The sequence below is a fragment of the Geomonas anaerohicana genome (assembly GCF_016458305.1).
Taxonomy (GTDB): Bacteria; Desulfobacterota; Desulfuromonadia; order Geobacterales; family Geobacteraceae; genus Geomonas; species Geomonas anaerohicana.
Window position 1 is genome coordinate 84,349 of record NZ_JAEMHL010000008.1, and the last position, 26,621, is coordinate 110,969.

The following is a 26,621-nucleotide window of genomic DNA, read 5'->3' on the forward strand; positions in this document are numbered from 1 at the left end:
CCGGCCTGGCTGCTTTTTTATGCCTGGCGCAAGCCGTCCAAGAGCCGGCACAGTTGGTCCGGGTCGTAAGGCTTCACCGTGGCGGCGCAGAAGCCGTAGGTACGGAAGTCCTGCATGACCACGTCGTCGCTGTAGCCGCTGGAGACGATCAGGCGCGCCGCCGGATCCCGGACCAGGATCTTCTGGGCCGCCTCCTTCCCCCCCATCCCCCCGGGGACGGTGAGGTCGAGGACCGCGGCCAGGAAGGGGGCGCCGCTGTCCAGGGCCTGCTGGTACAGCTCCACCGCCTCGTGGCCGGTGCCGCAGACGGTGACGCGGTACCCCTGCCCGGAGAGGGCTCCCTCGGCTACCTCCCTGATCATCTCGTCGTCGTCCATGACCAGCACCGCGTTGACCGGGTCCCGCTCCCGCACCGGGCGCTCGGCGTCGGCCTGCGCCGCCACCGGCTCGATGCTGAAGACCGGCAGGTACAGGGTGAAAGTGGTCCCCTTCCCCCACTGGCTGTCGAAGCTGATCAGGCCGCCGTGCCTGGCGACGATGGAGTGCACGGTAGCCAGTCCAAGCCCGGTCCCCAGTTGCGCCTTGGTGGTGAAATAGGGGGTAAAGATGCTGGACTTGTGCTCGTCACGGATACCGCTCCCCTCGTCCCGGAAGGAAAGCTCCACGTAGGAGCCGCACAGGGGCACCGGCAGCCGCTCGTGATCGCTGCAGACCAGCCTGCCGGCTACGGTGAGTTCCCCCCCTTCCGGCATGGCCTGCACCGCGTTGATGCAGATGCAGTTGAACGCCTGGCGCATCTGCCCGTCGTCCACGTAGACCGGCGGCAGCTCCGGGGGGAGCTCGATGACGGCGCGCACGTTGGTCCCCTTGATGGAGAACTGCACCGACTCCTCGACCAGCGCCGCCACCGGCACCCCCTTCCGCAGGGGGGCGCCCCCCCTGGCGAAGGAGAGGAGCTGGTTGGCGAAGCCGGCGGCGCGCATGGTCGCTTTTTCCGCCTGCAGCAGCAGTTCGTGGGAGCCGTGGCTGGGGTCGAGAAACTTCTTGGCGAAGGAGATGTAGCCCAGCACCCCGGTCAGGGCGTTGTTGAAGTTGTGGGCGATGCCGCCGGCCAGGACCCCGATCGATTCCAGCTTCTGGTTCCTGACGATCTGCTGCTGCAAAAGCTCGCGCTCGGTCATGTCGATCATGATGTCGACGATCCTGGCGCCGGAACGCTGGTTGCTGCAGTTCAGGTGGCGCGTGGAGCCGTCCCGGCACAGGGCGCGCACCTCGTAGAAGGTGACCAGGTTCCCCTGTTCCCACGCCGCGATGGCGGCGCGCCGCTTTGCCAGCACCGCCTCGCGATACTCCGGGTCCGGGCAGATGAGGGCGAAGAGCGCCTCCAGGTCGGGCGCCTGCTCCGCGCCGTAGCCGAAGGTGTCCAGCATGAAGGAATTTTGGTACTCGATGTCGCCGCGCTCGTCGGACCAGACGATGCCCATGGGGAGCTGCTGCACCAGGTTCTTCAGCTCCTGGCGCGCCTGGGTCCTCTGCTCGATCTCCTTTTCCAGGTCCAGGTTGACGGAGACCAGCTGCTCCTTGGAGGCGATCTCGAAGTCCATGGCGGCCATGAGTTCGGCGTGCAGGCGGCGGTTCTCCTGCTCGCGCTGTCTAAGCGACTCGGCCAACTGGTTCAAGGATGCCGAGGCCCGCCCCGGCTCGTCGTCGCAGACGATGTCGATGCGCGAGACGTAGTCCCCGCCGTGGACCCTTTCCATGCCGCGCATGAGCGTGTTGAAGGAGGCGGTGACACGCCTGAGGATCACGTAGCAGGAGAGGCTCACGAAGAGCCAGCAGGCGGTGGCGAGCACCACGCTCAGGGCCGCCAGGCGTCTCCCTTCCCGCCACAGGTCGTCGGTGCCCCGGTACAGGCGCACCTCCCCGACCAGGTCCCCCGGCGCCCCCTGCTCCCCGGCCAGGATCTGTTCCGGCGACAGGCTCAGGGGATGGCCGTGCACCTCGGCCGTCTGGGTGATCAACTCCTCGGACGGGCCGGGGTGGGGGGAGGTGAGCCGGACCAGCACCTTGCCGCGGGCGCTGACGATCTCGACGCCCCGGATCTCCGGCAGGCGCAGGGTGTCGGCGGCGTGTCCCTGCAGCAGCTCCGTGCTCTCGGCGTACAGGGGAAGGCGCACCGCGTCGGCCAGGGCGCGCGCCTGCAGCTGCAGCATCTGCTCGGCGTGACTCTTGTTCTGGTGGATCTGGTGCAGCACGAACAGCGTGCCGCAGACCAGGGCGATCACCGCGGAGAAGAGGGTGAAACGCAGGAAGAGCTTGAACTGAAAGCTGGAGCGGAAGGTGCAAAAGCGCTGGGGCAAGGACAACCTGTTCATGACGAAGGCCTTCTCGGGGTGGACCGGGCAGCGCCCGCGTCCCGCGGGGCGGGAAGCGGTGCAACTGCGTGGTCGTGATCGACGCAGGATCCGGGGCCCGTCCTGCGCGGCGGGTGCGCTGCCCGGACCTGTGACGCTATGATCCGTATGACAGATTCATGCGCGACAGTAAGAACCACAGCTTCTAGCTTTGCGTTCATCCACAAATCTGGGGTCAAAAGACTACAGGACAGCCATCAGATAGTATTAATGGAAATTGTTTTGACAGCAATCCCTTAAGCTGATAGGTATACGACCAGTTTTGAGCCAGTTTTTCCAGAAAAAACTGCAGCTGTCAACGTTCTTTTTTCGATGGGCAGGATATTTGACAGGTAAATCCCTCCGCAAACTTTTGCTCGCCTCGCTGCTGCTCCTGATCCCGCTGGCCCCGTATAGCGCCAGGGGCGAGGAGGGGGACGAGGTGACCCGCTCGCTGGGCCTGTCCGAGGACCAGCCCGACGCCGTCTCGCACCTGCCCCGCCCCGCATCCCTCATCGCCGAAAACGTCACCGTCGTCACCGCCGAAGAGATCGCCCGCCTGAACGCCCACACCGTGGCCGACGTGCTGCAGACCGTCCCGGGCGTGCAGCTGGACCTGTTGCAGACCCCCGGCAGCATCATGCTCTACGACATCCTCGGCTCACCGAACCGGCACATCCTGGTACAGATCGACGGGGTGCCGCAGAACTTCGTCTCCGCGGAGAACCTGGCCCATGTGGGCATGATCCCGGTCCAGATGGTCGAGCGCATCGAGGTGATCAAGGGTGCGGCCTCGGCGGCCTGGGGCTCGGCCCTTGGGGGCGTGATCAACATCGTGACCAAGTCGCCGGTGACCGACCGGGGCGCCGCCGGCCTCGCCTCCGCCTCCATCGGCAAGAAATCGACCAGCGACCTGAGGGGCGAAGTAAGCGGCACCCGCGACGGTTTCGGCTATTACCTGACCGGAGGGACCATCCGCTCCGACGGGCTTCTCCCCGGCAACAACGTCGACTTCAGCCACGGCTTCGGCAAGATCACCTACGACTTCGCAGGAGGCGCCAGGGCCACCCTGGGGCTCGACGCCCGCTACGCCGACACCGGGACCATGGCCTCGACGCGCTATGACATGGCCCAGACCGGCACCACCCATTACCTGAACAGCTACCTCACCCTGCAGGTGCCGCTGGCCGAGCGCGCCAGCCTCGACCTCACCGCCCGCGGCGGCGTGCGCGACACGGCGGACCGCCGCGGCCTGCTCTCCCAGCCCCTCATATTCTTCAACGCCCACGCGCGCGAAGTGCACCAGGGGTACAGCGCCGCCCTCAACCTGGGGGACGCCCAGCAGGGGGTGATCACCGGCCTCGAGTTCGAGAGGATCGGGGTGAGCCAGGCCGAACTGGTGCAGCACAGGCCCGGCAGCGACGCCGACCTCACCCTTACCCGTTACTCCGCCTACGCCAACGGCACCTTCACCGTCGGCCGGCTCTCGCTGCTCCCCGGCGTGCGCGTCGACCACCTGAACCTGCTCGACGACCCGCTCAGCGCCACCCTGGGCGCCACCGTGCGCCTGGGCGAGGGCACCCTCATGCGCGGCTATGCCGCGCGCGGCTACAGCCTCCCCCTGATCAGCTTCTACGGCTCGACCAACGGCGAGGTGCAGCACGAGTTGCAGCAGGTGACCACGGTGCAGTGGGGGATGGAGAGCAGCGCGGTCCCCTACCTCTGGCTCAAGGGGATGCTGTTTCACAACAACGTCTGGAACGTCCAGGAGTACGACTACCAGGCGGGCGTGATGCGCAAGCAGCGCCAGCGCCGCCACGGCGTCGACCTCGAGCTGCGCACCTCCCCCTGGCACGGCTTCGCGCTTACCGGCGCCTACACCTTCACCGATGCCAGAAACAGCAGCACCGGAGCGGAACTGGACGGCAGCCTGACCGGCCCGCGCCACGCCTTCAAGGGATCGCTCAGCTACGACAACGCCCCGGCCGGCCTCACCTGCGTTTTGACCGGCAACTACGCCGACTGGAACCTCGACACCCCCGGCGCGCACCCGGTGGCGACGCTTTTCGACCTGCATGTGAACCAGAAGCTGTTGCCGTCCCATGACAACTCGCCGGAACTGTTCTTCTCGCTGCGCAACATCTTCGACGCCAAGCTGTACCAGTACGACTTCCACCAGGCTGCGCCGCGCTGGTTCGAAATCGGGGGGAGGTTCCGCTTCTGATGCGCCCCCTCACCCTCTGCATACTGCTGCTCCTGGCATCGGTCATGGCCGCCCCGGCACTCGCCTCGGACCTCCTGATCCTGCAGTCCAGCCGCAGCCCGGTTTACTCCGAGGCCCTGCGCGGCTTCCGCGCCGCGGCGAAAAGCAACGAGCAGCCCCTGGTGCTCTCCGACTACGCCGAGGTGGACGTACAGCGCCTGGTCCGGGAGGAGCGCCCGAGGCTGGTGGTCGCCGTCGGCGACAAGGCCTTGACCGCCTGCCGCAAGATCCGGGAGGTGCCGGTGGTCTCCATGCTCGCCCTCTCCCTGTCGCAAAAGTCCCAGCTCGACCATGTGGGCGGGGTGACCATGATCGCGCCCCCCGAGCGCTACCTGGAACTGTTCGGCCAGCTCGGCGTGAAGCGGGTCGGGGTCCTTTACGACCCGAAGCTGTCGGGGCTCTATCTGAGACGGGCCGGCGCCGATGCGGCGGACTACGGGGTCAGCCTGAACATGGAGCCGGTGCGCAACTCGCGCGACCTGCAGGGAAAACTGGAGAAGCTCAAGGGGGAGGTGGACCTGCTGTGGCTGCTCCCGGACAGCACCGTGGTCACCACGGTCAACATGGAGGCGCTGCTCCTCTTCTCCATGACCGAAGGGATCCCTGCCGTCACCTTCACCAGCCAGTACCTGAAAAACGGCGCCGCGGCATCGCTGGACATCGACCCCCATGACATCGGGGTGCAGGCGGGCGAGTTGACCCTCTCCCTGTTGAGAAGCGGGGTCTACCACAAGGTCCCCGTGCTGGAGCCGCGCAAGGTCCGGCTCCAGGTGAACGAGAGCGTGCTGCGCAAGCTGCGCCTGAAGATGCCGGAAGGGCGGTAGCAGAAGGGGCTTAAGGGACAGGCACCTGGCGGAGCCAGTCCCCTCCCGCGGTGCGGGGCTTTGAGGCGCAGAGGATCGCCCATGGGGCCAAACAAAAAGAGGCCAGCCGTTTTACCGGCTGGCCTCTTCTTTTTTTACTGCTGCGTTGCCGCTCCGTTTAGCCGAGCACCTCGCCCACCGGGGTGTACTCCAGCCCGAAGGCCTCGGCGACGCCGCGGTAGGTCACCTGCCCCAGCGCGATGTTGATCCCTTCCCGGACGCCGGCGTTGCTGCGCGCCACGTCGCGCCAGCCGCGGTCCGCCAGCGCCACCGCGTAAGGGAGCGTGGCGTTGGTGAGCGCCGCCGTCGAGGTGAGCGGCACCGCGCCCGGCATGTTGGCGACGCAGTAATGCAGCACCCCTTCCTCGAGGTAGGTCGGCTCGCGGTGCGTGGTCGGGCGCGAGGTCTCGAAGCAGCCCCCCTGGTCGATGGCGACGTCCACCAGCACCGCCCCGGGTTTCATGGTCTTCAGCATGTCGCGGGTGACCAGCTTGGGGGCCTTGGCGCCGTGCACCAGCACCGCCCCGATCACCACGTCCGCCTCCCTGACCAGTTCGCGGATGGTGGCCGGAGACGACATCACCGGGAAGCAGTTCTTGGGCATCACCTCGGAGAGGTGGCGCAGGCGCTCCAGGCTCATGTCCAGGAGGTAGACCTTGGCCCCCATGCCGCACGCCATCTGCGCCGCGTGGGTGCCGACCACGCCGCCGCCGATGACCACCACGGTGGCAGGCGCCACGCCCGGGACCCCGCCCAAAAGGATGCCGCGCCCACCCTGGGCCCGCTCCGCGTACTTGGCCGCCTGCTGGGCCGCCATGCGGCCGGCGACCTCGCTCATCGGGGTCAGAAGCGGCAGCGAGTTGCCCGGACCGGTGATGGTCTCGTAGGCGACCGCGACCCCCTTGCTCTTGATGAAGGCGCGGGTGAGCCCCTCGGCCGCCGCGAAGTGGAAGTAGGTGAAGACGATCTGCCCCTCGCGGATCAGGTCGTACTCGCTGGGCTGCGGCTCCTTGACGTGCATGACCATGTCGCTGCGGCGATAGATCTCCGCGGGGGTGGCCACGATCTCGGCGCCGGCCTTTTGGTAGGCCTCGTCCGCGAAGCCGCTGCCGGCACCGGCGCCGGCCTCCACCAGCATGGTGTGCCCGTGCCCCACCATGACCTCCACCCCAGCCGGGGTCATGCTGACGCGATTTTCCTCTACCTTGATTTCCTTGAGAATTCCGACGATCATCTTCGTTTCCTTTCCTTTTTGGTCGGCTGGAAGCCGGTTGAGCCGCCGCGGCCGGAGTTTCAACACCTGTAGCTAGCATACCAAAAAAGGTCCGGTTTTTTCTTGCGAATCACGGGCAAAGAGGATATTTTTTCGCAGAAGATTTCAAAATAAAGGAGCATCGATGAAGGATATTGCGCCAGGAGCCGTAGACAAGATTGATCGGGCCATTCTCAACGAGCTGCAGAAGGACGGCAGGCTCTCCAACGTGCAGCTCGCCGAACTGGTCGGCCTCTCCGAATCCGCCTGCCTGCGCCGGGTGCGCCTTTTGGAGCAAAACGGCATCATCGACCGCTACGTGATGCTGGTGGACCAGGGGGCGATCGGCAAGCCGGGCAACGTCTTCGTGCGCGTCACCCTGGACGGGCAGCAGCGGGAGAAGCTGTCCAGCTTCGAGGAGGCGATCACGACCGTGCCCGAGGTGATGGAGTGCTACCTCATGTCCGGCGACGTCGACTACCTGCTGCGGGTGATCGTCAAGGATACCGACGACTACCTGCGCCTGCACAACAAGCTGACCGGCCTTCCGGGTGTTTTGCGGGTGCAGTCCTCTTTCGCCCTGCGCACCGTGGTAAGCAGGACCTCGCTGCCGCTGTAGCCCGCTCCTGGCGATTATTTTTCTGGAATGCAGGCGTTACCTTTTCGTAGCAGTTTTATAAAGATACTGTTACAACCGGCGTCGTTAACAGTTTGAATTTGAAAGAAACTTTCACAGCATGCGCGTTTGACTCACATTACCCAAGCGGCTTCTGTATTCGCTAACTTAAGGCAATGGCACCAGGGCTCGCCCGGCCCTTAATTCATACCATTTTTTGCTCATTGCTACGACCTCCGCTGACACTGCGCTGGCCCATCGACAGAAATTTCTTTTTCACATGTGGCTGACAGTTGCTGTTTTTTTCTTGTTGACCAATTTTGTCGTGATGAGATATATCGGATTCAGCATCTATAAAAATTGTGGTACACGATAATACTAAACCACCCGCGAGGGTGGGACGGAAAGCCTAAGGGTCTCACCGAGACAGCCGGGTCGCCGAAATATCACTCACGATACTCGCGCCCGGCTTTTTTTGCGCGCGTCTTCGGGAGGATTTCCTTGCCCTAACGCCCACGCACCACATATCCGCAGCGTCCCCTGCGGAGCCAAATCAACCGATACACGACAATACTAAACCACCCGCGAGGGTGGGACGGAAAGCCTACAGGGTCTCACCGAGACAGCCGGGTCGCCGAAATATCTTTACGATGTTCGCGCCCGGCTTTTTTCGTGCCCGAACCAAACCTGTACCATCGCAGTCGCAGTCCTTATGCTTCCGGAGTTACAGCCTGAGCCCACGCCACCTGGTAGCGGCAGGCAATGCCAAAGGAGGAGATACACACTCCGGATGTCCCGAAGCTGTATGAGGAAAAACCGCAGCATCTCAAACAAACACAAAAGGTTTCTTACAACCAAAGGAGAAAGCATGACTCAAAAGAATCAAGGAAGGTTACTGGTGTTGTTTGTCTTCGCACTGTCCCTGCTGTCCTTTCAGCTCTGGCGCAACGAGGCGCAGGCACAGTCGTCCTACTATACCACCATGGGGTGCGTGAACTGCCACACCGCGACCTCCACCTGCAACGGCTGTCACGCCCACGGCACCCATGCCACCAGCACCAAGAACACCATCAACGTGGCCGGGGCCACCGACAAGACCTCCTACGCCCCCGGTGACACCGTGTCCGTCACCATCACCGGCGGCTACCGCACCGGCTGGGTCCGTGCCGTACTGCTCGACCAGAACGGCGCCCAGGTGGCCATCTCCAACGGCGCCGCCAGCGGCATGGGGAGCTCGACCACCCTCCCCGCCATCCTGACCGCGCCGGCACCGGCCGCCGCCGGCACCTACACCTGGCAGGTGGGGTGGTACGGCAACCAGTACGACACATCCTCCGCGGCCTTCGGCGCCGGCTGGACCCCCGACCCCAACAACCCCAACCACGGCTACCAGTACGTCAGCACCAACTCCTTCACCGTTGCCGCGGCTCCCGCCGCCGACACCACCGCGCCCGTCGTGGGCAGCTTCACCCTGCCGGCCACCGCCACCACCCTGACCGTGCCGGTTAGCGCCTTCACCGCCACCGACAACGTCGCCGTCACCGACTACCTGATCACCACCAGCTCGGCGGCACCAGCCGCCTCCGCAGCAGGGTGGAGCGCCACCGCACCGGCCAGCGTCACCGCGGTGGCCGGGAGCAACACCTTCTACGCCTGGACCAAGGATGCCGCCGGCAACGTCTCCGCCGCGAAGAGCGCGACCGTGACCGTCACCCTCCCCGACACCACCGCTCCGGTCGTGGGGAGCTTCACCCTGCCCGCCACTGCCACCACCCTGACCGTGCCGGTTAGCGCCTTCACCGCCACCGACAACGTCGCCGTCACCGGCTACCTGATCAGCACCAGCTCGGCGGCACCGGCCGCCTCCGCAGCAGGATGGAGCGCCACCGCACCGGCCAGCGTCACCGCCGTCGCCGGGAACAACACCTTCTACGCCTGGGCCAAGGACGCGGCAGGCAACGTCTCCGCCGCGCTGAGCGCGACCGTGACCGTCACCCTCCCCGACACCACCGCTCCGGTCGTCGGGACCTTCACCCTGCCGGCCACCGCCACCACCCTGACCGTGCCGGTTAGCGCCTTCACCGCCACCGACAACGTCGCCGTCACCGGCTACCTGATCAGCACCAGCTCCGCAGCACCGTCCGCAGGCGCCATGGGCTGGAGCATGGCCCCCTCGGCAGTGGTGACCGCCGTCGAGGGTAGCAACACCTTCTACGCCTTCGCCAAGGACGCGGCAGGCAACGTATCGATCGGCAAGAGCGCGTCGGTCACCGTGACCATCCCCGCCCCGACCGCCGACACCACCAACCCGACCCTGGTCGTCTCGACCCTCGCGGACGGCTCCTACACCAACAAGGTGACCCTCAACATCAGCGGCAGCGCCACCGACGCCGGCGGGCTGCAGTCGCTCACCATCAACGGCCAGGCCGTCACCATCAACCCCGACGGCTCCTTCAGCGCCGCCGTCCCCCTGGTTACCGGCGCCAACGTGATCACCGTGGTGGCCGTGGACCAGGCCGGCAACGCCCAGAGCGACGCCCGCACCATCAACTTCGACCCGACTGCGCCGGTACTTGCCATCACCGCCCCCGGCGACAACAGCGACTCCGCCCAGTCCTACATCACCGTGACCGGGACCGTCGACGAAAGCTCCACCGTCACCGTGACCGACAACAGCGGCAACCAGACCTCGGCCTCCATCAGCGGCAACACCTTCACTGCCACCGTCAACCTGGTGGCCGGCGTCAACACCATCACCATCACCGCGACCGACCTGGCCGGCAACGTCACCAGCGCCAAGCGCACCGTGACCTACACCCCGACCGGTGCCCTGACCATGGCAGTCACCTATCCGGCCCAGGACATCACCACCAGCAAGAGCAGCATCGTCCTGACCGGCACCGTGGCCGACACGGTCGGCAAGGCCACCGTCCTGGTGAAGATGAGCGGCCGCACCTACAAGCCCAAGGTCGACAGCACCGGCGTCTTCAAGCAGCAGCTCAGGTTCCTGAAAAACGGCACCTACGCGATCACCGTAGTCGCCACCGACGCCGCCGGCAACAGCAGCACCGTCACCCGCAACGTCATCTACCGCAAGGCGACCCTCAGCGAGCTCAGGCTCAAGCGCAAGGAGCGCTACGACGACTAACCCGGGCCGCCGCCCGGCATGAAAAAAGGCCGCCTCCGCCAGGAGGTGGCCCACTCGACCCCGCCTCTCTCTCAGAGTCGGGGTTTTTTCTTTTGGCGCTATCTACAACTTGAACTGGTGCACCAGACGCTGCAGTTCTACCGAGTTGCCGCTCAACATGGAAGCGGCGCCGGCACACTCCTGGGCGCCCCGTGCCGTCTGTTGCACGACGGCGGTGATCTGCATGATGTTGCTGGAAATCTCCCCCGTGGTGGCGGTCTGCTCTTCTGCGGCGGTGGCCACCTGGTTGATCTGCATCCGTACCTCGTTGATCTGGCTCAGGATGTCCTGCAGGGCGGCTCCCGACTTGGCGGCCTCCTCGGTGCCGGTCTCCACCTGCTGCACCCCCTCCACCATGGCCGACACGGCTCCCTTGGTTTCCGACTGGATCCCCTTGATCATCTCGCCGATTTCCCGGGTCGCCCTGGTGGTCCGTTCCGCCAGTGCCCGCACCTCGTCGGCCACCACCGCGAAGCCCCGCCCCTGCTCACCGGCCCGGGCCGCCTCGATGGCGGCATTGAGCGCCAGGAGGTTGGTCTGGTCGGCAATGTCCTCGATGGTTCCGATGATGGCGCCGATCTGATCGCTGCGCTCCCCGAGGCTCTCCACCGTGCGCGCCGAGGCCTGCACCTTCTCGGCAATCTGATTCATCACGGCGACGGTCCGCTCCACGACGACCGCGCCGTTTTCCGCGGTGACAGACGCGTGCTTCGCCCCTGCTGCCGCCATCTGGCAGCTCTGCGCGATATCGGCGGAGGTCGCCGACATTTCTTCGCCGGCGGTCGCCACGGTGCCGGCCTGGGCGGCAACCTCCTCCGCCCCGGTGGCGATCTGCTCCGACGTCGCCTGTAATTGGCTGGAAGCGGAAGCGACCTGGTTCGACGTTTCTGCCACCCGCCCCAGGATGCCGCGCAGGTTCTCGGTCATGGACTTGAAGGCATCGGCCAACTCACCCACCTCGTCACCGGAGGCGTTATCGATGCTCACCAGCAGGTCGCCATCCGATACCTGTTGTGCCTTGCCCACCAACACCCGGAGCGGAACCGTGATGGAACGCGAAATCATCATGCCCAGCAGGAACGCGACGACAAAGCCGGCCACCGCAAGGCCGATCATGATCCTGCCGGCCCGGTCGGCCACGATCGTGTTGCTGTCGGAGATGCGCTGCCCCTCCTTCACCATCACCTGCTCCAGGTTGTCTATCGCGTCCATCTCGTCGCGCACCGCCTTGTTGGCAGCCCCCTTGATGTACTCGGTCGCTTCCGCATCTTTATTTTCGCCGGCAAGGGCAACTATCTTGTCCACATGGGGCGTGAATGCCTTACGGGTCTCCAAAAAATGGGCGAATAACTTCTTCGTCTCCTCGGTGGGGAGAGCTTTCTGAAGTTCCAGGCACGCCTTGTCGATGTTGCCCCGGAACTCCTTGATCTTCGCGTCGTACTGCTGAATATCCTTCTGGTCCGTTGCCAGAACGATATCTCGCAGATTCACCCGCAGTCTCTGAAAGTTGGTCGCGATGGTGCCGATCTCCCTGACCGGAGTCAGACCTTTCTGGTAAAGAAAGGTATCGGCGTCATTGATCTTGTGTATTTGTAAGTAACCAAACCCCCCTACCAGCAGCGAGATGAACGCTACCAGTAAAAAACCACCCGTGAGCTTGGTTCCAATGGACAACCTCGGCATGCCCTACCTCCCCTTTTTCCTGCCTGGCTTGAACTGCGCTGGAAGCTCTTGTCGGAACTTCGCGGCAAAACTTGAAACAATCAGTCCATTTTTTTGCAATAAAGGAGAGCCGAATGCGAAAACCAGTCTTCTGGGCAGGTTCGGGGACCAACAATCGGTTCAGCTGGTGCTCAGGGTGATGAGGTAGTCGACGCATCACCCGCAGTAACTGACCCTTGCTGGGGCGGCCATCAACCGCCATTTACGCTGCTGACAAGTCCTTGCTGGTCCATGTGTTCGATACCGCTCCAGTAGATCGGCCAGTTCAGGTCCGTTACGGGGTTGTAAAGGGTATCGCTCAGCGAGCCGGGGGCATTGTGCCCGGAATAATAGTACCCGCGGTAGAGCGCCCGCTTGGTGCCGTCTGCTGCCAGAGCGGGAGTAAGTGCCGCAAGGGAAAGGCCCAAATCCCCCTGCAGGGCGTATGAGACCGAGAACCAGTAATACGCGGAGAACTGGGCGGCAGCGGCAGCGAGGTCGCAGTTGAAGGCGCAGAAGTCGGTAGGCTTAAGGGCTCTGCCGGAAATGGTAAACGTCTTGAATGCCGGGTTGTTGCCGAAGTACGGGGCTATAGCCGGTGTTATTTCGATCGTATCGGAAGACGGCAAGACACGGTACTCGTCCATGTGGGTGTGCCCGGCAAGCGCCAGGGATACCAGCCCCGGGTAATTCGCCAGTATCTGCAAAAATCGCGTCTGATACTGCGGCACCCACATCATGGTGGCGCCGGCGATGTGGCCATTGCTGTCGATGTTGGCGGGCTTCGCGGTAGTGCCGATATCCGCACCGGGAGGGGCGTGCATCAGGAGCCACACCTTCTTACCGGCAACCGTTGCGGCGGCGAGCCTCGCGTCGAGCCAATCCAGTTGAGCGGCCACAGCGGCGTCATTGGCGCCGGGAGTGGACGCGACCAGCGGAGAAAAGATGATGGTATTGAGACCGATCACCATCAGGTTGGTTCCGGCCGGTTCCACGGCATAATACCCGCCGGCAGTGAAGGTGGTCAGGAACGCCTGACGGTCACCGATACCGTTCAGGAAGGTGCGGTAAAAAAGTTCCGCCGTGTTGGAAAGAAAGCTGCTGTCCGGCCCGTACCCGGTGTAGGAATCGCCGTTTCCGACCGCGAAGAATACCGGGAGGTCGCCGACCGCCGATCTCACCTGATCCAGGAAAAAGGCGACCGCCTTGTCCGTGAAAGCCTTCATGGATGCGACATCTGCATTGTCACGGGGGACCAGGGTTCCGTTGAGGAAGTGATAAAAAAGCTGCGGCAGGCCGTGCCCGAGGATGTCGCCGGTGAAGATCACGAACGGGCTCGAGGCGAGGTTCTGCCTGATCCCTGCCAGCGCAAGCTTGAGCAAAGGGTAGTTGCTGTCTTTGCCATATGCCGCAGGCGCGGTCATGCCCGAACTCCGGAACACGGCGTCCCAGTCGCCTGCTTCGGCCGAGACCAGCGCCGAAAAGAGTGCGGGATCGTACAACGGGTTGAAGTGAACATCCGAGAAGACCAGCAGCGGGAAGTCGTTGCCTCTTGTGTCTGAACTGCTGCCGCAGGCGCTGTTAAAGACGCCGAGATAGATACCTGCAATCGTCCCGGCAGAATACCTCACGAAGTCCCGCCTGCTGATACCTGCCGGCCTCTGGCCGTCCTTTTCTGCCGCTTCGTTCATCCGGATACCCTCCCCGAAAACTCCCATGGTTGTGTCACTTGGTCACTGTTACACCGGCGTCCCCAGCGCGGCGATGGTCCCCTGCATGGCAGGCGACAACTGAACCACCAGTTCCGCGTTGATCGCGTGCGAGGATGCATCGGCGAGCGTGCAGGCCGAGGTGATCCGCGCCGTTGCAATCGCCTTGCCTCGAGACGTGGCGGCTGGCGATAGCGCAGCGACTGCTGGGTCGACGTTGGTTACGACGATGGATATGGTGTTGTCGCTGTTGCGACAGATTTCGAAGGTCCGGAACTGCTGCGGGAAATCCCTCAGGGACGAGGTCTCCACTTCCCAGAAGCTGCGTGTCGGGTCGCCGGGGTGGATGTGCGGGGTGACGGTGTTCATGTGGCGATGCCCGGAGATCCACATGAGGAGGTTCGGGTAATTCTGGAGCACGGCGAGCAGCGACAGGTCGCTCACCACCGAGGTCGCCCCCGGAAAGGGCGCGGGGATAAACAGATTCATGAACGGCGGAGCCGCGTCCACCTGGCTCGGGTCGGTGACCAGATTCCTGTAGGGGTGAAACGGGATGTGGGCGGCGACGATCATGAGCTGGTTATCGTCCTGGCCGGCCTGCAGTTCCTTTTTAAGCCAGTCGAGCCGTGGCTGATCGAGACACCCCGCGGCGTAATTGGGCTGGCCGGCTCCCTTTACCGTGTCGTCGAGCACGATCACCTTGATCGGCACATCCTGCCTGGGCACGAAGCTGTAGCAGGCGAAACCGCTGCCCAGGGCCGGATCGACCAGGTTGAAGCCGTGGCCGACCGGGGCAGACGCGGTGTCGAAGAACTCCTGCGTCCAGCTGCTGCCCGTCTCGGTAAGCGTGGAGAGCGCCCGGCGGCGCGGGTCGGCTGCAACGGTCGGGGCTGTGGGAAAGTCTGCCTCCGGTCCGGACCGGATCACAGCTCCTAACGGGTCGGAACCGTCGATCACGCCCATGTAATAGCCGCTTCGGTCGATGGCCCCGGAGCTGGGGCCTCCCAGATCCATGTTGAGGACGGTGCCGGAAGTACGAGCCGCCAAGGTCTTGGCATCCTCGTAACAGGACCCCATCCAGAACTGGTCGTGGTTGCCGATCACCTGATACCAGGGGATCGATCTGTCGAGCCCTGCTGCCTGGAAAGTGCGCTGGTAATCGATGCTGCGGGCTCCGCGGTGGTCTCCGGAACTGGGAGTGATCACCTTGCCGTCGATGACATCGATGTACCATCTGAGCTCGTTGTACTGGGAGTTGTTGCAGGCGTCCCCCAGGAAAATCGCGAAATCAAACGGGGAGTTCTTGTGCAGTGCGTTGGCGGTCTGGATGGCCGCATCGAGCACCTGGGTCGAGGCGAGCAGGACCGGGGAGTAGGCCGACGAATTTCCAGTCGGTCCAAACGGTGCCGACCAACCGATATACAGAGGCTGGGCCGGTGATTCCTTGTCGGCGATGTGGATATCGGTCATGGCAAAGAAGGACAAAAGACGGGCGGCCTTTGGCGCATCGGCGTAATCCGGGGCGATGCTTTTCCAAACGGCATGCGGCAGCCCCGGCCCCACCTGCCACGCGTCGTAGCCATATTCCGAGTAGAGCGCCAGGTCCCGCGGGTTGATCAGGGGAGCGGCGGGAGGGACGGGGACGGGCATTATCTGTTGTTGCGCTGTAGTGAAAACGTCTTTGGCGATGGGCCATCGGCGCACCGGCGTGTTCGTGTTGGAGCCGCCGCATCCGGCGATGGACATGCCGAGGTAGCAGCCTGCCATGGTCCCGATGGAGTACTTGATGAACTCCCGCCGCGTTACCCCTCCAGCCTTTTCCGAATCGTCATCCATGGGTTCATCTCCTTTTTGATGCAGAGAGGGGCCACCGTGGCTACAGTTTTCGCTGTCGGTCTTATGGTCGCGCCCGGTCAGGCAGTTTCTGTTCTTCAAAAGCAAGCTGTGGTGAGCGATCTAGAATGTTATCGGCAGGCATTGCATTTCCTGAAACACTTACAGTAATGGCAAAAAGGTTCCGGGTCCTGCATTCGGTGGGGAATTTTGGGGATTTTTTGCGGACACAAAGCGTGCAGCAGGAGCGTAGCAAGGCGGTTATGTCAGTGCCGGAAGATGCGTCCAGTCTGGCTCGAAGGGTCATGCCACGCCGGGCATGAAAAAGGCCACCTCCGCCGGAAGATGGCCCACTTTGCCCCCGCTTTCGCACCCGAAAGCGTTTTTTACCCGATTCGGCATGTCGCCAAATGCTTTTACATCCCCTCGTTTATTCCGGGGACACAATACCTATTGTTAATTGACTCATTAACCTTCAAACGTTTAGGTTCCTTTCGACGGCCTGCCAGGCTTTTTCTTGCTTAGGTCACGACCAGTGATCCTTTCTACCTTTAGCAAGAAGTCATCATTGCCAAGTGGCCTACCGGTTCTAAAGCGTTCACGAAGCTGCTTGTCTACATCCTCATTTCCCTCTGTGAGAATCTCACGCCAATTATTAACCAATCCCTTAAGAGTCCGGTCCTTGACGAGAGGATCAGAGCCCCTGACACCCACATGGAAACGGGCACTGGACCATTCATAGTCCCAAGCCGCATTGACCATTTTTGCGCGCACCGGGTTTAGGTTGACATACCTGGCCGCAGCAATGAGATGAAGTTCATCTAAAACGCAGGATCCAAAGCGTCCCTGGAATAAATATCCTCTGACATCCTCGCGGAAGTTTTTCATTCGAGTGTACGACCTGTGAGCCTCCCCAAACGCGCGTGCCAAAGACAACTCCGTCTCAGGAACCACGATGAAGTGAACATGGTTGGTCATCAGGCACCAGGCAAGGATCTCGACGCCGCTATCATCGGTGTGTTTTTTTAGAAATTGCAGGTAAGCGCAGCGGTCATCGTCGCTGTCGAAGATGCCCATCGACCTGACGCCTCTCTGCGTTACATGATGGGGATGTCCGGGAACTACGACCCTGGAAATGCGTGCCATCACAGCAGAATACAAGGACCAACTAATGTGTCAAGATTCAATCTGTATTATGTCCCCGGAAAAGCGCAATCTGTATTATGTCCCCGGAAAAGCGATGTCCCCGGAAAAGCGCCGGAAAAGCGCCCAGTCCCGCGGACCGGAATGCCCGGGAGCGTGGCTCCCGATTCAGCAGCCCCATTTAGTGTAGGAGGATAGGTTGCCCCAATTGACGTAGACGGGATATTTCTTACTTGAAGCTTCTTTGACTATGGAAACAAATTTAGGGAAATCATCGTTCTCGACGTTTGAAAAAATATCCAAATCTTGTGAAGCATTCCCCTCTACTCTTACCTCATTAAAAGACACCCCGAAATTATACTTTACGCCAAGCTCCAGGAACTTCTCAATTTCATGATAGTTATGTTTCATAACAGTCATGTTGATCATTACGCCACTAAACCTTTCCCTTATGGAGTTGATAAAGTCAAGAGCGCGTAGGAGGTCGTCCCAACGGCCATTTTTCCTTATCAGCTCATAGGTCTCCTTTGAAGCTGCATCGATTGAGATGCCAATAAATGAGAAATTATTGTGCTTCACTTGGTCCCAGAACTTCGGTAAAAGCAACCCATTGGTCAAAAGCTGTATTTTGGTTTCCGGATATTTGTGCCCTTCAAACGACATAAGCAGGTTTCGGGTATCCGTGCAAGCAAAGGGATCACCTGAACCACTTAAAGCGAGAGTTTTCAGCGTAGGAAGGTATTTGAATGCATCATCATAAGCCTTCTTCGTCAGATCCGTATCCGACTTCATGCCTTTGCAGCAACACATGATGCAATCAAGATTGCATATATCCGAGTTACAAAAGTTAAAGACAGTAGGCATACTGGTCAAAGTAGTCCTGCCGGCAGTTATTTCCTCGGCTATACTTCTGGTTATGCGTTGGTTTTTTACGAGATCATCGAGAGATTGAAATTTATTGTTGTGGATGAAATCTTGAACAAAAGGACAAGACGGATCACAAGTATTTTCCCAATCACCTTTTAACAACTCCGACCGCATAAATCTGATGTAGTCGCCGTTCCATATTTCTGCAATAGTTTGAGTACCGATATTACCGATTTCTTTTTTTACGTGAGCCGGACAGCAGGAGAACACTTTCCCAAAAAAAGCAAATTCCATGAAGTAAAAAGGATAGAAACAGAAGGGTACTTTAGTCATATGATTTCTCCAACGACACGGTGTTTCAGTGCAAGCCGGCTATTTCGTCGCTTTTGGGGACTTATGCGCCCATGCCCAATTTCCCTCTACCTTGAAGTCGGCATAATCCGGGTGCTGCTGGACAAGCAACCTGAAGATAGCTTCTACGTGCGGGTTGTCGCGTTCTTCATCAGAAAGTTGCGCATGAATGATACCGTCAGTCTGCTCTCTTCCAGTAGCACCATATGTCCACTTATAATCATCAAAAAGAATCCAGCCTCCCGGTTTCAGCAGTTTGTCGACACAGAAGAAGGCGAGTCCATCCACCGTCCAATTCTTACATCCATCGATATAACAAAAATCGTATTTCGGCACACACACCCCATTCACGGTGTTCCGCTCGATTTCCTGCTTTAGAAACCATGTGTAGGAGGTTTTTTCTCTCACAGGGGTTACATATGCGTCAAGGCCAACTCGTGCCGTTGTTTCCTCAATAGAAGGTTTCTGCCATGATTTCGCCTTCTCCATATCCACGCTGGTCAAGTGGCCTTTCCCCATCTCATCAAGTGCAGCAGCTACGTAACAACTACTCACGCCATAGGCAAAACCCAGTTCAAGACACTCAGTCAGCTCGTTATTAATTATGAAGTCATAGACCTTTTTCCCCTCGTCGGGAGTCATAAAAAGAAGGCCCTCTAAGCGTTCTTTTATTACTTCGAATTTCATTCAGTTTCTCCTTTATACATTGCAGATGTCACGTGCTGCATTGGTAGCATGTAGCAGATGGCATGGACTGACATGGAGTGTTGAAATGGGGGGATGCTAATCCGGCTGGTTTATATCATGAAAGCCGCAAACATGAAAGCTGATTTACATGTCACAGCGAGACGAGATGGCTTTGGGAACAGTGTGCTTGGTGGGTGCGATTTTTTGCAGGGTAACAAAAAAGCCAGTTAGCTGTAAGCTAACTGGCCATTGTTGTTTTGGTTGCGGGGATAGGATTTGAACCTATGACCTTCGGGTTATGAGCCCGACGAGCTACCAGACTGCTCCACCCCGCGTCATCGAGTCCCAACTTGTACCACAGCCGTTCCGGTGCCGTCAACCCTTTTTTGGGAAATAGTTTGAACAAATCAAAAAAAATCCCCGCTCGGCACCAACCGGCCGGGCAATAAAAGAACGGGGGAGGCGCCCTGAGGCACCTCCCCGTCCCGTTTCACCCTGCTGTTACGCCACCTTAGGGGAAGTTGATGTCCACCTGGGTGGTGAAGGTGTTCTTGCCGGCAAGCTGCTGGTCATTGTAGATGTCGTAGCCGAGGATCACCGAGACGTTCTTGGAGAAGGCCCAGGAGGCGCCGAAGCTGAAGGCGCCGACGGTGTTCTTGCCGCCCTGGTAGTCGGCGGCAAGCCAGAGCTTGTCGGAAATCTCGCTCATGGTGCGGTCCCAGGAGAGAAGCACGCCGTCATCCTTGGGCCCGATCACCTTGTCGTTGCCGAAGTAGTAGCCTGCGGAAAGACGGCCTATTACCGGCAGGGTCTTGGCGGCCAGGCCGTACACGATGTTCTGGTCGGTGCGGAAGGCGCTGTTCTTGTCGCCGTTGGTGCCGAAGCCGTAGCCGCCGACGGCCAGAGCCGGGGAGAGTTCGAACAGGGATCCTTCAGGGGTGCCGATCTTGGCATTGAAATAGATCGGCCTGCTGTCGTAGCCGTTCGAACCGCTGGTTATGTAGTCCACACCGACCTCGGCCTGGATCTTCTCGAAGGGGAGCACGCCCGCGGTGACACCGAGGTCGTAGACGTTGCCCACGCTGGAGTTGTTGGAGGTGCGGGTGTAGTTGTCGATACCGAGGTGCAGGCTCTTGAAGCCCTGGATGTCGGTGGAGGGAATCCAGATCTGGGTGGAGGGAGTCGCCATAGCGATCCCGCTGGTTGCGATGGTCAGCGCCGTTGCCAAGATGAGGCTTTTAATGGTTCTTTTCATGTCCTTACTCCTTTGTAATTGTATTTCATTCTGTATTGGTGCTGCGTAGATCTCTTTGAGACTGATTACCGTTACGACTGAACATCCCCCTTTCACTGGATTGCATAAAAAAAGGCGCCTCTCACCCATTATGGAGAGGCGCCTTTGCCTGTCGTGCCTGCGGTCCCGTGCACTTCGTTGTGCTTCGTTACCTGGCCACCTTTTAGCAGAAGCTGTGCCACATTATCGTTTTCAGCATAAGCATCTACCATTACGGCTACTTAGACAAAATTGGCCGTTCAATGCGCCCGACACCCGTGACCCAAAACAGGCAGAAGCGCCTAATACTTGTGCAGCGGCAGGGGCTCCCGCGGCCGCCTCACCCCCCCGCGCGAACAGCCGTGCCGACCACAACGCGAACCGGCCTGGATATCGGTTTTTATGACCCTTTATTTATTTGTAAAGCGGATCAAGAAAAGGTAGATTGTCCCGGTTGCAACGAGACCCGGCAGGCGCCGGGCGGAGGACGTACGTGGTCATCACCTTCATAACGATATTCGCGATAGGGATCGCGGCCGGCGTGGTCGGGGCGATCCTCGGCCTTGGCGGCGGCATCATCATTGTCCCGGCCCTCACCTTAGGCTTCGGCATGCCGATGCGTACCGCGGTGGCGGCCTCGACCGTCTGCATCATCGCCACCTCGACCGGTGCCGCGGTGGCTTTCCTCAGGGACCGCCTCACCAACACCCGGGTGGCGATCTGGCTCGAGATGGGAACCTCGCTGGGGGCGCTGACCGGCGCCCTGGTGGCGGCCCTCGTGAACCAGCGCGTCCTGTTCATCCTCTTCGGCCTGCTGCTGGCCTATTCCGCCTACAACATGTTCCGCACCCGCAAAGAGCACGCAAGGCCCGAGGTGGTGCCGGACGCCATCTCCAGCAAGCTCAGGCTGGGCGGCTCCTACTACGACAAGGCGCTGGGGCGTCGGGTGGAGTACCAGGTGACCCGCACGCTGCCGGGACTGATCATCATGTATTTCTCGGGAGCGGCTGCAGGACTTTTGGGGATCGGGGCCGGAATTTTCAAGGTGCCGGCCATGGACCAGGTGATGGGGATGCCTTTCAAGGCGTCGAGCGCCACCTCCAATTTCATGATCGGGGTGACCGCTGCCTCGGGGGCGGTGGTGTACTTCGCGCGCGGCGACGTGAAGCCGCTGGTGGCGGGGCCGGTGGTGCTCGGGGTGCTGCTCGGGGCAATCCTCGGGGCACGCTTGATGATGCGCATGCCGGCCAGCAAGATCAGGCTGTTCTTCATGCCCATCCTGGCCTACACGGCGATCGAGATGATCTACAAGGGGGTGAAATGGTGGTAGCAATCGAGCCGGAGGAAAAGAGCGAGCACCCGATCGAGCTGGTGCTGGCGCGGCTGTTGCGGTTGGGATCCCTGGTGGCTGCGGCGCTTCTTGCCGTGGGGATCGCCCTGATGGTGCTCGGGCAGACCGGGTTTGCGCCCAAGCTGATCACCGCCGGTCTCCTGGTGCTGCTCGGCACCCCGGTCCTGCGGGTAATGGCTGCCGCCGTGATCTTCGTGAAGGAGCGCGACTGGCACTTCGCCCTGTTCTCCCTGGTGGTACTCTGCGCCCTCGCCGCCGGGATCTACTTCGGCAAGGGGATGTGACCGGGGAATTACTCCTTTTCCCCTTCCCCTTCCCCTTTGCCGCTGCCGGCCAGTTTCTGGCGCGCCCGTTCGGCGATCTGGCGCCTGCGCGGCCCGCTCACCAGTTTCTCTTCCAGAAAGGCGATCATGGCGATCCCCGCCGTGACCAGCACACCGATAGCCAAAAGTTTCAGCAAGAACATCGCTTACCCCGCTTTTCCCGTGTCTTTACGCCAGCCCAATCTGCCTGAAGCGCCGACGCTTGTCAACCTCCCCATCCCCGCACCCGTAAACCCTCCGGACAAATTAGACTGGCGTAATATTTCTTTTCATGTAGAATGAGGCGGCTTTTCCCTCATGACCAGCAGTTCCCGAACCGAGAAGGAAAGGATCTGCTTCGCCCCCAGGGCTACATTAAAGGAGGAAATTATGAAGAGCAGCAAGCTAGCACGCAGGATCGCAGTAGTGGCAGCAGCCCTGGCCGCAACGGTCGGCATCGCTTTCGCCTCCGGCGAAGTAAGCGGCATCACTGCAGACCAGGCACTCCAAAAACTGATGGACGGTAACACCCGCTACGTCGACAGCAAGCTCTCGGCATTGGCGCTGTGCGACGCCACGGCCCGCGGCAAGCTGGCCAAGAGCCAGCACCCCTACGCCATCATCCTCTCCTGCTCCGACTCCCGCGTCCCCCCCGAGATCATCTTCGACCAGGCGCTGGGCGAGGTCTTCGTGGTGCGCGTCGCCGGCAACGTGGCCGACCCGCTGGTCCTGGGGAGCGTGGAGTACGCCGCCGAGCACCTGGGGAGCCCGCTCATCATGGTGCTCGGGCACGAGCGCTGCGGTGCGGTCACCGCAACCGTCGCCGGAGGCAAGCCGGAAGGAAACATCGGCGCCATCGTGAAGGAGATCGCCCCTGCCGCCAAGAAGGCCAAGGCCACCTGCAAGGGTAAGGCGAAGGAGGAGATCGTCGAGTGCGCGGTCGAGATCAACGCCAAGGCCGTTGCCGCCGAATTGCCCAAGAGGTCCAAGATCCTGGCCAAGGAGCTGAAGGAGGGGAAGATCAAGATCGTCGCCGCCAAGTACGACTTGGACGACGGCAAGGTCACCCTGCTCAAGTAGCCCCTGCCACGCGCAAAGAAAAAGCCGCCCTCCCATCCGGGGGCGGCTTTTTCAGTTTTCCCTGAGGCGACCGATTCAGGGTTGCAGCCGGTGCAGCTTCGGGATCAGGGCCTGGTCCACGTCCGCCATGCGCTCTTCCCCCAGCGAGAGGAGTGCCTCGCGCAGCCCCCCCGCCTCCGCCACCAGGCGGGCGACGTCCACGCCCAGGCAGGTATCGGGGACCCGTCGCAGCAGGTCGGGTCCCCGCTGCAACAACCCCTCGGCGCCCTTGAAATTCCCGTTACGCCAGTGGTACAGCGCCACGGCGACCTGCAACACCCCCTGGTAGAAATCCCGCAGCTCCCCTTGTGCACCCACCCAGAGCTCTTCGAGCGTCTCGTGGCAGGCAAACCACTCCCGCAGGTTGAATTCCTCGATGGCCTGGTGCAGCTCCTCCGGAGGCGCCTCCCGGCACGGTCCGGCATCCGGCATGCCCGGCATGGTCACCGCTAGTCCACCAGCACCGGGCGCAGCCCCGGCAGGAGCTTTCTCGCCTGGCTGTCACATCCTACGCAGCTGATCCGGTCGATGTAGAGCCCGTCGGCTCCGGGGGTGCAGGAGGCTGCCGGGAGGTCGGACTGGCTGGCGGACTTGCCGCAGCCGGCAGCGCCGCTGGTGCAGATCCTGCTGATGCGCACCAGGGAGTACCTGCTGACTACGTGCTGCTGATAGCTTTCGCCAGGAAGGAACCCGGAGCAGTCGGTGGCCGGAACGATCACCCACCACCCGATCAGTTTGCCGTTCTTGTCGTACTCCTTGTTGGAGCGGTCCACCTGCGGGTCGTACATCATAGCCTTGATGTCGCGTAAAACGGTATCGCTGTTGCTGGCCGCGGCGAAGATGGGAAGGCCGCAGACTTCCTGGACCGGCATCTCCTGGCAGACCAGATCGGACATGGAGTTGGTGATGGTGACGGGATGCAGCAAGGAAGTGTAGAGGTAGCGGCCGGAGAGCGACACCCCGGATTTCGGATCCCAGGCGGCATGGCTCATGCGCCGTTCTGGGATGTTGCAGATCTGGGGGAAGGTGCAGGAGGGCTGGCACGCCTCGGAGCAGATGGCTATGTTGGAGCGGGTTCCCGGCACCAGGGCGGCGGTCGCCACCGGCGTGGAGCCGAAGTCCTCGGTGCCGCTGATCTTGGCGATGAAGGTCCCCAGGGTGCCCAGTCCCACCGAACTGCTTTCGGCGGTGCGCCTGGTCCTTATCTGTATGGCGTTCACCGGAGTGGCGCCGGGAGTGTAACTGCGGCTGCTCATGTTCCAGAAGCCGACCGTGATGTCGTTGTCGCCGGTCAGGGCGTTACCGTTATTGTTCAAAAGACCTACCAGCGCCGCAGCATCGTGCTTGCCGGTGACCAGGTCCACCGCTGCGGCGCGGGCCTGGGACTGGACGGTGTCGCAGGAGAGCTCGGGCAGGCGCGCCGGGTCGGTCTGCGCCTGCAAAAGGTAGCGCTGCTTGATGCTCTGGGCACCGGTCAGGGCCGCCGTCTCCGCGGAATGCTGCAGGTCCTCCTCGCTCACGTACATGTACCCGATGTCGATGGCAAGACCTGTCACCACCAGGAAGACGACCAGCATGATGGTGACGTAACTGGTATCGAAGGCGGACTCTTCTTCGGACACGATCATCTCCGGAATGGGCAGTGTTTGTTACGGGTGCGACATAATAGCATCATCGCGAAAAAAAGGGCCATGCAGAATCGCATGGCCCCTTCATTTTTTTTAACCTCGGAGTAACAAGACCTAGGCGGAAGCCTTGACGGCGACCTTCTCGCCAGCCACCTCGGTGGCCTCGACCTCGACCGCCTTCTTCTCACGCAGGAAGAAGGTGATCACGGTGCCCAGGGCCAGGCAGGAACCTGCCAGGATGAAGGACTTGTTCAGGCCGCCCGGCTGTGCGTTCATCATCTCGGAGACGCGCCCCATGACCAGGCCGCCGACGCCCCAGGCGGAGAAGAGCACGCCGTAGTTGAGGCCGTAGTTCTTGAAGCCCCAGTAGTCCTTGGCGAAGGAGGGGAACAGGGTCAGGTTGGAGCCGTAGTTGAAGCCGATCAGCGAGGCGAGCAGTACCAGCATGGCGGCGGAGCCGGAGCCGACCACCGGGACGGCGGCGAACATCAGAATGGCCTGGAACCCGAGCATGAGGGTCAGAGTGGCGCGACGGCCGATTTTGTCGGAGAGCACGCCGGCGACGACGCGGCCGGAGGCGTTACCGATGGCCATGATGGCGACGGCTACGAACGCCATGGGGCCCATGCTCTTCTTGGCGAGACCCGCGACGGAACCGATTACCATGAGGCCCGCGCCGGCACCGATGAAGAAGGTAGCCCACAGCATATAGAATTTCGGGGACTTGAGCATCTCGCTCACGGTGGCGTCATAGCCGGACTTCTTGGCCGGGGCCTCGTCGCCCTTGAGAGCCGGCTCGGCCGGGACGTAACCCTGGGGCGGGTTCACCAGTGCGAAGGAGAGGCCGCAGACGATGACCGCGAAGCCGGCGGCCAGGATGTACATGGACTGCTGGATGCCGTAGGCGCCCAGGAGGTAGCTGGAGAGCGGCGCGATGTACACCGGCGCCAAGCCGAAGCCGGCGACCACGATGCCGGCGATGAGGCCGGTCTTCTTGGAGGAGAACCATTTCAGTGCCGGCGGGGTGGCGGCGGAGTAGCCGAAGCCGAAGCCGGAGCCGGCCAGTACGCCGAAGCCGGTGACCCAGGCGGCGTAGCTGTTGGAGTAGCCCATGAGGCAGAAGCCCGAGCCCACCAGGATGCCGCCGATCAGCGCGGTACGCGCCGGGCCGATCTTGTCCTGGCACTTGCCGGCGAGGATCATGGAGAAGGCGAAGGCGAGACAGCAGAGGGCGTACGGATCGTTGATGGAAGCCTTGTCCCACTGGAAGGCGTCCGGGGCGTGAGACTCGATGGACGCCTTGATGGCACCCTTGAAGATACTCCAGGCATACAGCACCCCGAGCGCCAGGTTGATTCCGGTTCCGGCGAAAACTACCTGCCAGCCCTTGTTAGATGTTGTCTGTGTCATGCCTTTATACCTCCATGTTGGGATTGACCACTCTTGCCACAGACCTTAGCAACTCGCATACCAATGTTTTACGATTTTGTATATTTTTACAAGTCGCGCAAAATCGGCAACTTACAACGTCAATGATATTTCGGTGCGGGTGAGCGGCGGCGCCCCCTTTTCGCATTACAGCAAAAGGTCCGGTCGCGGATAAAACCGCCGGACCTCCGTGATGCGGCGTGATATCAGCACGTTGATCATCGCTGCCACGTCGCCGCATCCCTTTCGCATAAATGCAAAAGGGATGTTCGTGTTTTGCAAAACTGTAAATAAGGCCGGATTTGTATAACAGGTGGGGTATCGAATTTTGGGGAGACCAAAAGCAAAGGCCGGCTCAACGATGAAGGCCGGCCTTGTCTCTTGCCCTGCGGGGTAGGTTTAGCAGAACAGGACGTTACCTCTGCGCTCGGGGCCGCGATAGGTTCTCCCCCCCATTCCTCTCACGCTGTCGACGCCGACCTGCACGCACTCACCATCGCTGCGCAAGAAGGAGACGATGGCTGCCTGCTCGATCAGTTCCTGGAGTTCCTCTGCTTTTACCAGCCCGCGCCTTTCATCAGCAAACACAACCGGAATCTTCATAGCACCCTCCTCCATGGCTCTTCAGGGTAGATCCATCTTTGTTAGTATATTT

At 61.3% G+C, this 26,621-nt stretch carries 21 protein-coding genes, 1 tRNA gene and 2 riboswitches; of the genes, 7 read left to right on the plus strand and 15 right to left on the minus strand.

Annotated features, from left to right (window positions below; translation table 11 throughout):
* Positions 1–17: 17 nt before the first annotated feature.
* The gene (locus JFN91_RS15080) at positions 18–2,375 is read right to left on the minus strand and encodes a hybrid sensor histidine kinase/response regulator (protein WP_199390015.1); all 2,358 of its coding nucleotides are present in this window, start codon (positions 2,373–2,375) and stop codon (positions 18–20) included.
* 364 nt (positions 2,376–2,739) lie between these two features.
* Here JFN91_RS15080 and JFN91_RS15085 point away from each other — a divergent pair, with 364 nt between their 5' ends.
* Positions 2,740–4,617: a TonB-dependent receptor plug domain-containing protein gene (locus JFN91_RS15085; RefSeq protein WP_236015192.1), complete on the plus strand. Its 1,878-nt coding sequence runs from the start codon at positions 2,740–2,742 to the stop codon at positions 4,615–4,617.
* Positions 4,617–5,480, plus strand: coding sequence for an ABC transporter substrate-binding protein (locus tag JFN91_RS15090; protein WP_199390017.1), 864 nt, complete (start codon positions 4,617–4,619; stop codon positions 5,478–5,480). The genes JFN91_RS15085 and JFN91_RS15090 overlap by 1 nt, the downstream gene beginning before the upstream one ends.
* Positions 5,481–5,637: 157 nt before the next feature.
* Here the strand turns inward: JFN91_RS15090 and ald are convergent, their stop codons facing one another.
* A complete protein-coding gene (gene ald / locus JFN91_RS15095) occupies positions 5,638–6,753 on the minus strand; it encodes an alanine dehydrogenase (protein ID WP_199390018.1) in 1,116 nt (371 codons plus the stop codon).
* Between the two features lie 163 nt (positions 6,754–6,916).
* Here ald and JFN91_RS15100 point away from each other — a divergent pair, with 163 nt between their 5' ends.
* Together JFN91_RS15100 and JFN91_RS15105 are read left to right on the plus strand one after the other, a co-directional pair.
* Positions 6,917–7,390 (plus strand): Lrp/AsnC family transcriptional regulator, encoded by a 474-nt coding sequence (locus tag JFN91_RS15100; protein ID WP_199390019.1) that lies wholly within the window; start codon positions 6,917–6,919, stop codon positions 7,388–7,390.
* Between the two features lie 364 nt (positions 7,391–7,754).
* Positions 7,755–7,830, plus strand: a riboswitch (cyclic di-GMP riboswitch).
* A 119-nt stretch (positions 7,831–7,949) separates the two neighbouring features.
* Positions 7,950–8,026: riboswitch (cyclic di-GMP riboswitch) on the plus strand.
* A gap of 229 nt (positions 8,027–8,255) precedes the next feature.
* Positions 8,256–10,535, plus strand: coding sequence for an Ig-like domain-containing protein (locus tag JFN91_RS15105; RefSeq protein ID WP_199390020.1), 2,280 nt, complete (start codon positions 8,256–8,258; stop codon positions 10,533–10,535).
* Between the two features lie 102 nt (positions 10,536–10,637).
* On the opposite strand, the gene JFN91_RS15110 is transcribed toward JFN91_RS15105, so the two are convergent.
* The 8 genes from JFN91_RS15110 to JFN91_RS15145 all read right to left on the minus strand — a co-directional run bounded on the left by JFN91_RS15110 (position 10,638) and on the right by JFN91_RS15145 (position 20,120).
* Positions 10,638–12,257, minus strand: a complete 1,620-nt coding sequence (locus JFN91_RS15110; protein ID WP_199390021.1) for a methyl-accepting chemotaxis protein — start codon at positions 12,255–12,257, stop codon at positions 10,638–10,640.
* A gap of 230 nt (positions 12,258–12,487) precedes the next feature.
* A complete protein-coding gene (locus tag JFN91_RS15115; RefSeq protein ID WP_199390022.1) occupies positions 12,488–13,966 on the minus strand; it encodes a metallophosphoesterase in 1,479 nt (492 codons plus the stop codon).
* Positions 13,967–14,014: 48 nt separating this feature from the next.
* Complete coding sequence (locus tag JFN91_RS15120) at positions 14,015–15,820, minus strand: TIGR03768 family metallophosphoesterase (protein WP_199390023.1); 1,806 nt, start codon at positions 15,818–15,820, stop codon at positions 14,015–14,017.
* A 480-nt stretch (positions 15,821–16,300) separates the two neighbouring features.
* On the minus strand, positions 16,301–16,894 hold the full coding sequence (locus JFN91_RS15125; RefSeq protein WP_236015193.1) for a transposase: 594 nt from the start codon (positions 16,892–16,894) through the stop codon (positions 16,301–16,303).
* 234 nt (positions 16,895–17,128) lie between these two features.
* Positions 17,129–18,160: a radical SAM protein gene (locus JFN91_RS15130; protein ID WP_199390025.1), complete on the minus strand. Its 1,032-nt coding sequence runs from the start codon at positions 18,158–18,160 to the stop codon at positions 17,129–17,131.
* A gap of 39 nt (positions 18,161–18,199) precedes the next feature.
* On the minus strand, positions 18,200–18,865 hold the full coding sequence (locus JFN91_RS15135) for a class I SAM-dependent methyltransferase (protein WP_199390026.1): 666 nt from the start codon (positions 18,863–18,865) through the stop codon (positions 18,200–18,202).
* A gap of 258 nt (positions 18,866–19,123) precedes the next feature.
* Positions 19,124–19,200: transfer RNA gene (locus tag JFN91_RS15140), tRNA-Met, on the minus strand.
* 176 nt (positions 19,201–19,376) lie between these two features.
* Complete coding sequence (locus JFN91_RS15145; protein WP_199390027.1) at positions 19,377–20,120, minus strand: hypothetical protein; 744 nt, start codon at positions 20,118–20,120, stop codon at positions 19,377–19,379.
* A gap of 511 nt (positions 20,121–20,631) precedes the next feature.
* Here JFN91_RS15145 and JFN91_RS15150 point away from each other — a divergent pair.
* Together JFN91_RS15150 and JFN91_RS15155 are read left to right on the plus strand one after the other, a co-directional pair.
* The gene (locus JFN91_RS15150) at positions 20,632–21,468 is read left to right on the plus strand and encodes a sulfite exporter TauE/SafE family protein (RefSeq protein WP_199390028.1); all 837 of its coding nucleotides are present in this window, start codon (positions 20,632–20,634) and stop codon (positions 21,466–21,468) included.
* On the plus strand, positions 21,459–21,773 hold the full coding sequence (locus tag JFN91_RS15155; protein ID WP_199390029.1) for a DUF1634 domain-containing protein: 315 nt from the start codon (positions 21,459–21,461) through the stop codon (positions 21,771–21,773). The genes JFN91_RS15150 and JFN91_RS15155 overlap by 10 nt, the downstream gene beginning before the upstream one ends.
* 8 nt (positions 21,774–21,781) lie before the next feature.
* On the opposite strand, the gene JFN91_RS15160 is transcribed toward JFN91_RS15155, so the two are convergent.
* A complete protein-coding gene (locus JFN91_RS15160) occupies positions 21,782–21,955 on the minus strand; it encodes a hypothetical protein (protein ID WP_199390030.1) in 174 nt (57 codons plus the stop codon).
* 226 nt (positions 21,956–22,181) lie between these two features.
* Between JFN91_RS15160 and JFN91_RS15165 the strand changes: the two genes are divergently transcribed.
* The gene (locus JFN91_RS15165) at positions 22,182–22,871 is read left to right on the plus strand and encodes a carbonic anhydrase (protein WP_199390031.1); all 690 of its coding nucleotides are present in this window, start codon (positions 22,182–22,184) and stop codon (positions 22,869–22,871) included.
* Between the two features lie 75 nt (positions 22,872–22,946).
* On the opposite strand, the gene JFN91_RS15170 is transcribed toward JFN91_RS15165, so the two are convergent.
* The 4 genes from JFN91_RS15170 to JFN91_RS15185 all read right to left on the minus strand — a co-directional run bounded on the left by JFN91_RS15170 (position 22,947) and on the right by JFN91_RS15185 (position 26,569).
* The gene (locus JFN91_RS15170; protein ID WP_236015214.1) at positions 22,947–23,351 is read right to left on the minus strand and encodes a DUF309 domain-containing protein; all 405 of its coding nucleotides are present in this window, start codon (positions 23,349–23,351) and stop codon (positions 22,947–22,949) included.
* Positions 23,352–23,359: 8 nt separating this feature from the next.
* The gene (locus JFN91_RS15175) at positions 23,360–24,538 is read right to left on the minus strand and encodes a pilus assembly protein TadG-related protein (protein WP_199390032.1); all 1,179 of its coding nucleotides are present in this window, start codon (positions 24,536–24,538) and stop codon (positions 23,360–23,362) included.
* 114 nt (positions 24,539–24,652) lie between these two features.
* On the minus strand, positions 24,653–25,948 hold the full coding sequence (locus JFN91_RS15180) for an L-lactate MFS transporter (RefSeq protein WP_199390033.1): 1,296 nt from the start codon (positions 25,946–25,948) through the stop codon (positions 24,653–24,655).
* Positions 25,949–26,365: 417 nt separating this feature from the next.
* Positions 26,366–26,569: a GSU3473 family protein gene (locus JFN91_RS15185; protein ID WP_183348214.1), complete on the minus strand. Its 204-nt coding sequence runs from the start codon at positions 26,567–26,569 to the stop codon at positions 26,366–26,368.
* Positions 26,570–26,621: the final 52 nt, after the last annotated feature.

Coding starts and splice junctions, on each gene's coding strand:
- JFN91_RS15080 (WP_199390015.1), bottom strand. CDS start 2,375: ATGAACAGGTTGTCCTTGCCCCAGCGCTTTTGCACCTTCCGCTCCAGC.
- JFN91_RS15090 (WP_199390017.1), top strand. CDS start 4,617: ATGCGCCCCCTCACCCTCTGCATACTGCTGCTCCTGGCATCGGTCATG.
- ald (WP_199390018.1), bottom strand. CDS start 6,753: ATGATCGTCGGAATTCTCAAGGAAATCAAGGTAGAGGAAAATCGCGTC.
- JFN91_RS15100 (WP_199390019.1), top strand. CDS start 6,917: ATGAAGGATATTGCGCCAGGAGCCGTAGACAAGATTGATCGGGCCATT.
- JFN91_RS15105 (WP_199390020.1), top strand. CDS start 8,256: ATGACTCAAAAGAATCAAGGAAGGTTACTGGTGTTGTTTGTCTTCGCA.
- JFN91_RS15110 (WP_199390021.1), bottom strand. CDS start 12,257: ATGCCGAGGTTGTCCATTGGAACCAAGCTCACGGGTGGTTTTTTACTG.
- JFN91_RS15115 (WP_199390022.1), bottom strand. CDS start 13,966: ATGAACGAAGCGGCAGAAAAGGACGGCCAGAGGCCGGCAGGTATCAGC.
- JFN91_RS15120 (WP_199390023.1), bottom strand. CDS start 15,820: ATGGATGACGATTCGGAAAAGGCTGGAGGGGTAACGCGGCGGGAGTTC.
- JFN91_RS15125 (WP_236015193.1), bottom strand. CDS start 16,894: ATGGGCATCTTCGACAGCGACGATGACCGCTGCGCTTACCTGCAATTT.
- JFN91_RS15130 (WP_199390025.1), bottom strand. CDS start 18,160: ATGACTAAAGTACCCTTCTGTTTCTATCCTTTTTACTTCATGGAATTT.
- JFN91_RS15135 (WP_199390026.1), bottom strand. CDS start 18,865: ATGAAATTCGAAGTAATAAAAGAACGCTTAGAGGGCCTTCTTTTTATG.
- JFN91_RS15145 (WP_199390027.1), bottom strand. CDS start 20,120: ATGAAAAGAACCATTAAAAGCCTCATCTTGGCAACGGCGCTGACCATC.
- JFN91_RS15155 (WP_199390029.1), top strand. CDS start 21,459: ATGGTGGTAGCAATCGAGCCGGAGGAAAAGAGCGAGCACCCGATCGAG.
- JFN91_RS15160 (WP_199390030.1), bottom strand. CDS start 21,955: ATGTTCTTGCTGAAACTTTTGGCTATCGGTGTGCTGGTCACGGCGGGG.
- JFN91_RS15165 (WP_199390031.1), top strand. CDS start 22,182: ATGAAGAGCAGCAAGCTAGCACGCAGGATCGCAGTAGTGGCAGCAGCC.
- JFN91_RS15170 (WP_236015214.1), bottom strand. CDS start 23,351: ATGCCGGGCATGCCGGATGCCGGACCGTGCCGGGAGGCGCCTCCGGAG.
- JFN91_RS15175 (WP_199390032.1), bottom strand. CDS start 24,538: ATGATCGTGTCCGAAGAAGAGTCCGCCTTCGATACCAGTTACGTCACC.
- JFN91_RS15180 (WP_199390033.1), bottom strand. CDS start 25,948: ATGACACAGACAACATCTAACAAGGGCTGGCAGGTAGTTTTCGCCGGA.
- JFN91_RS15185 (WP_183348214.1), bottom strand. CDS start 26,569: ATGAAGATTCCGGTTGTGTTTGCTGATGAAAGGCGCGGGCTGGTAAAA.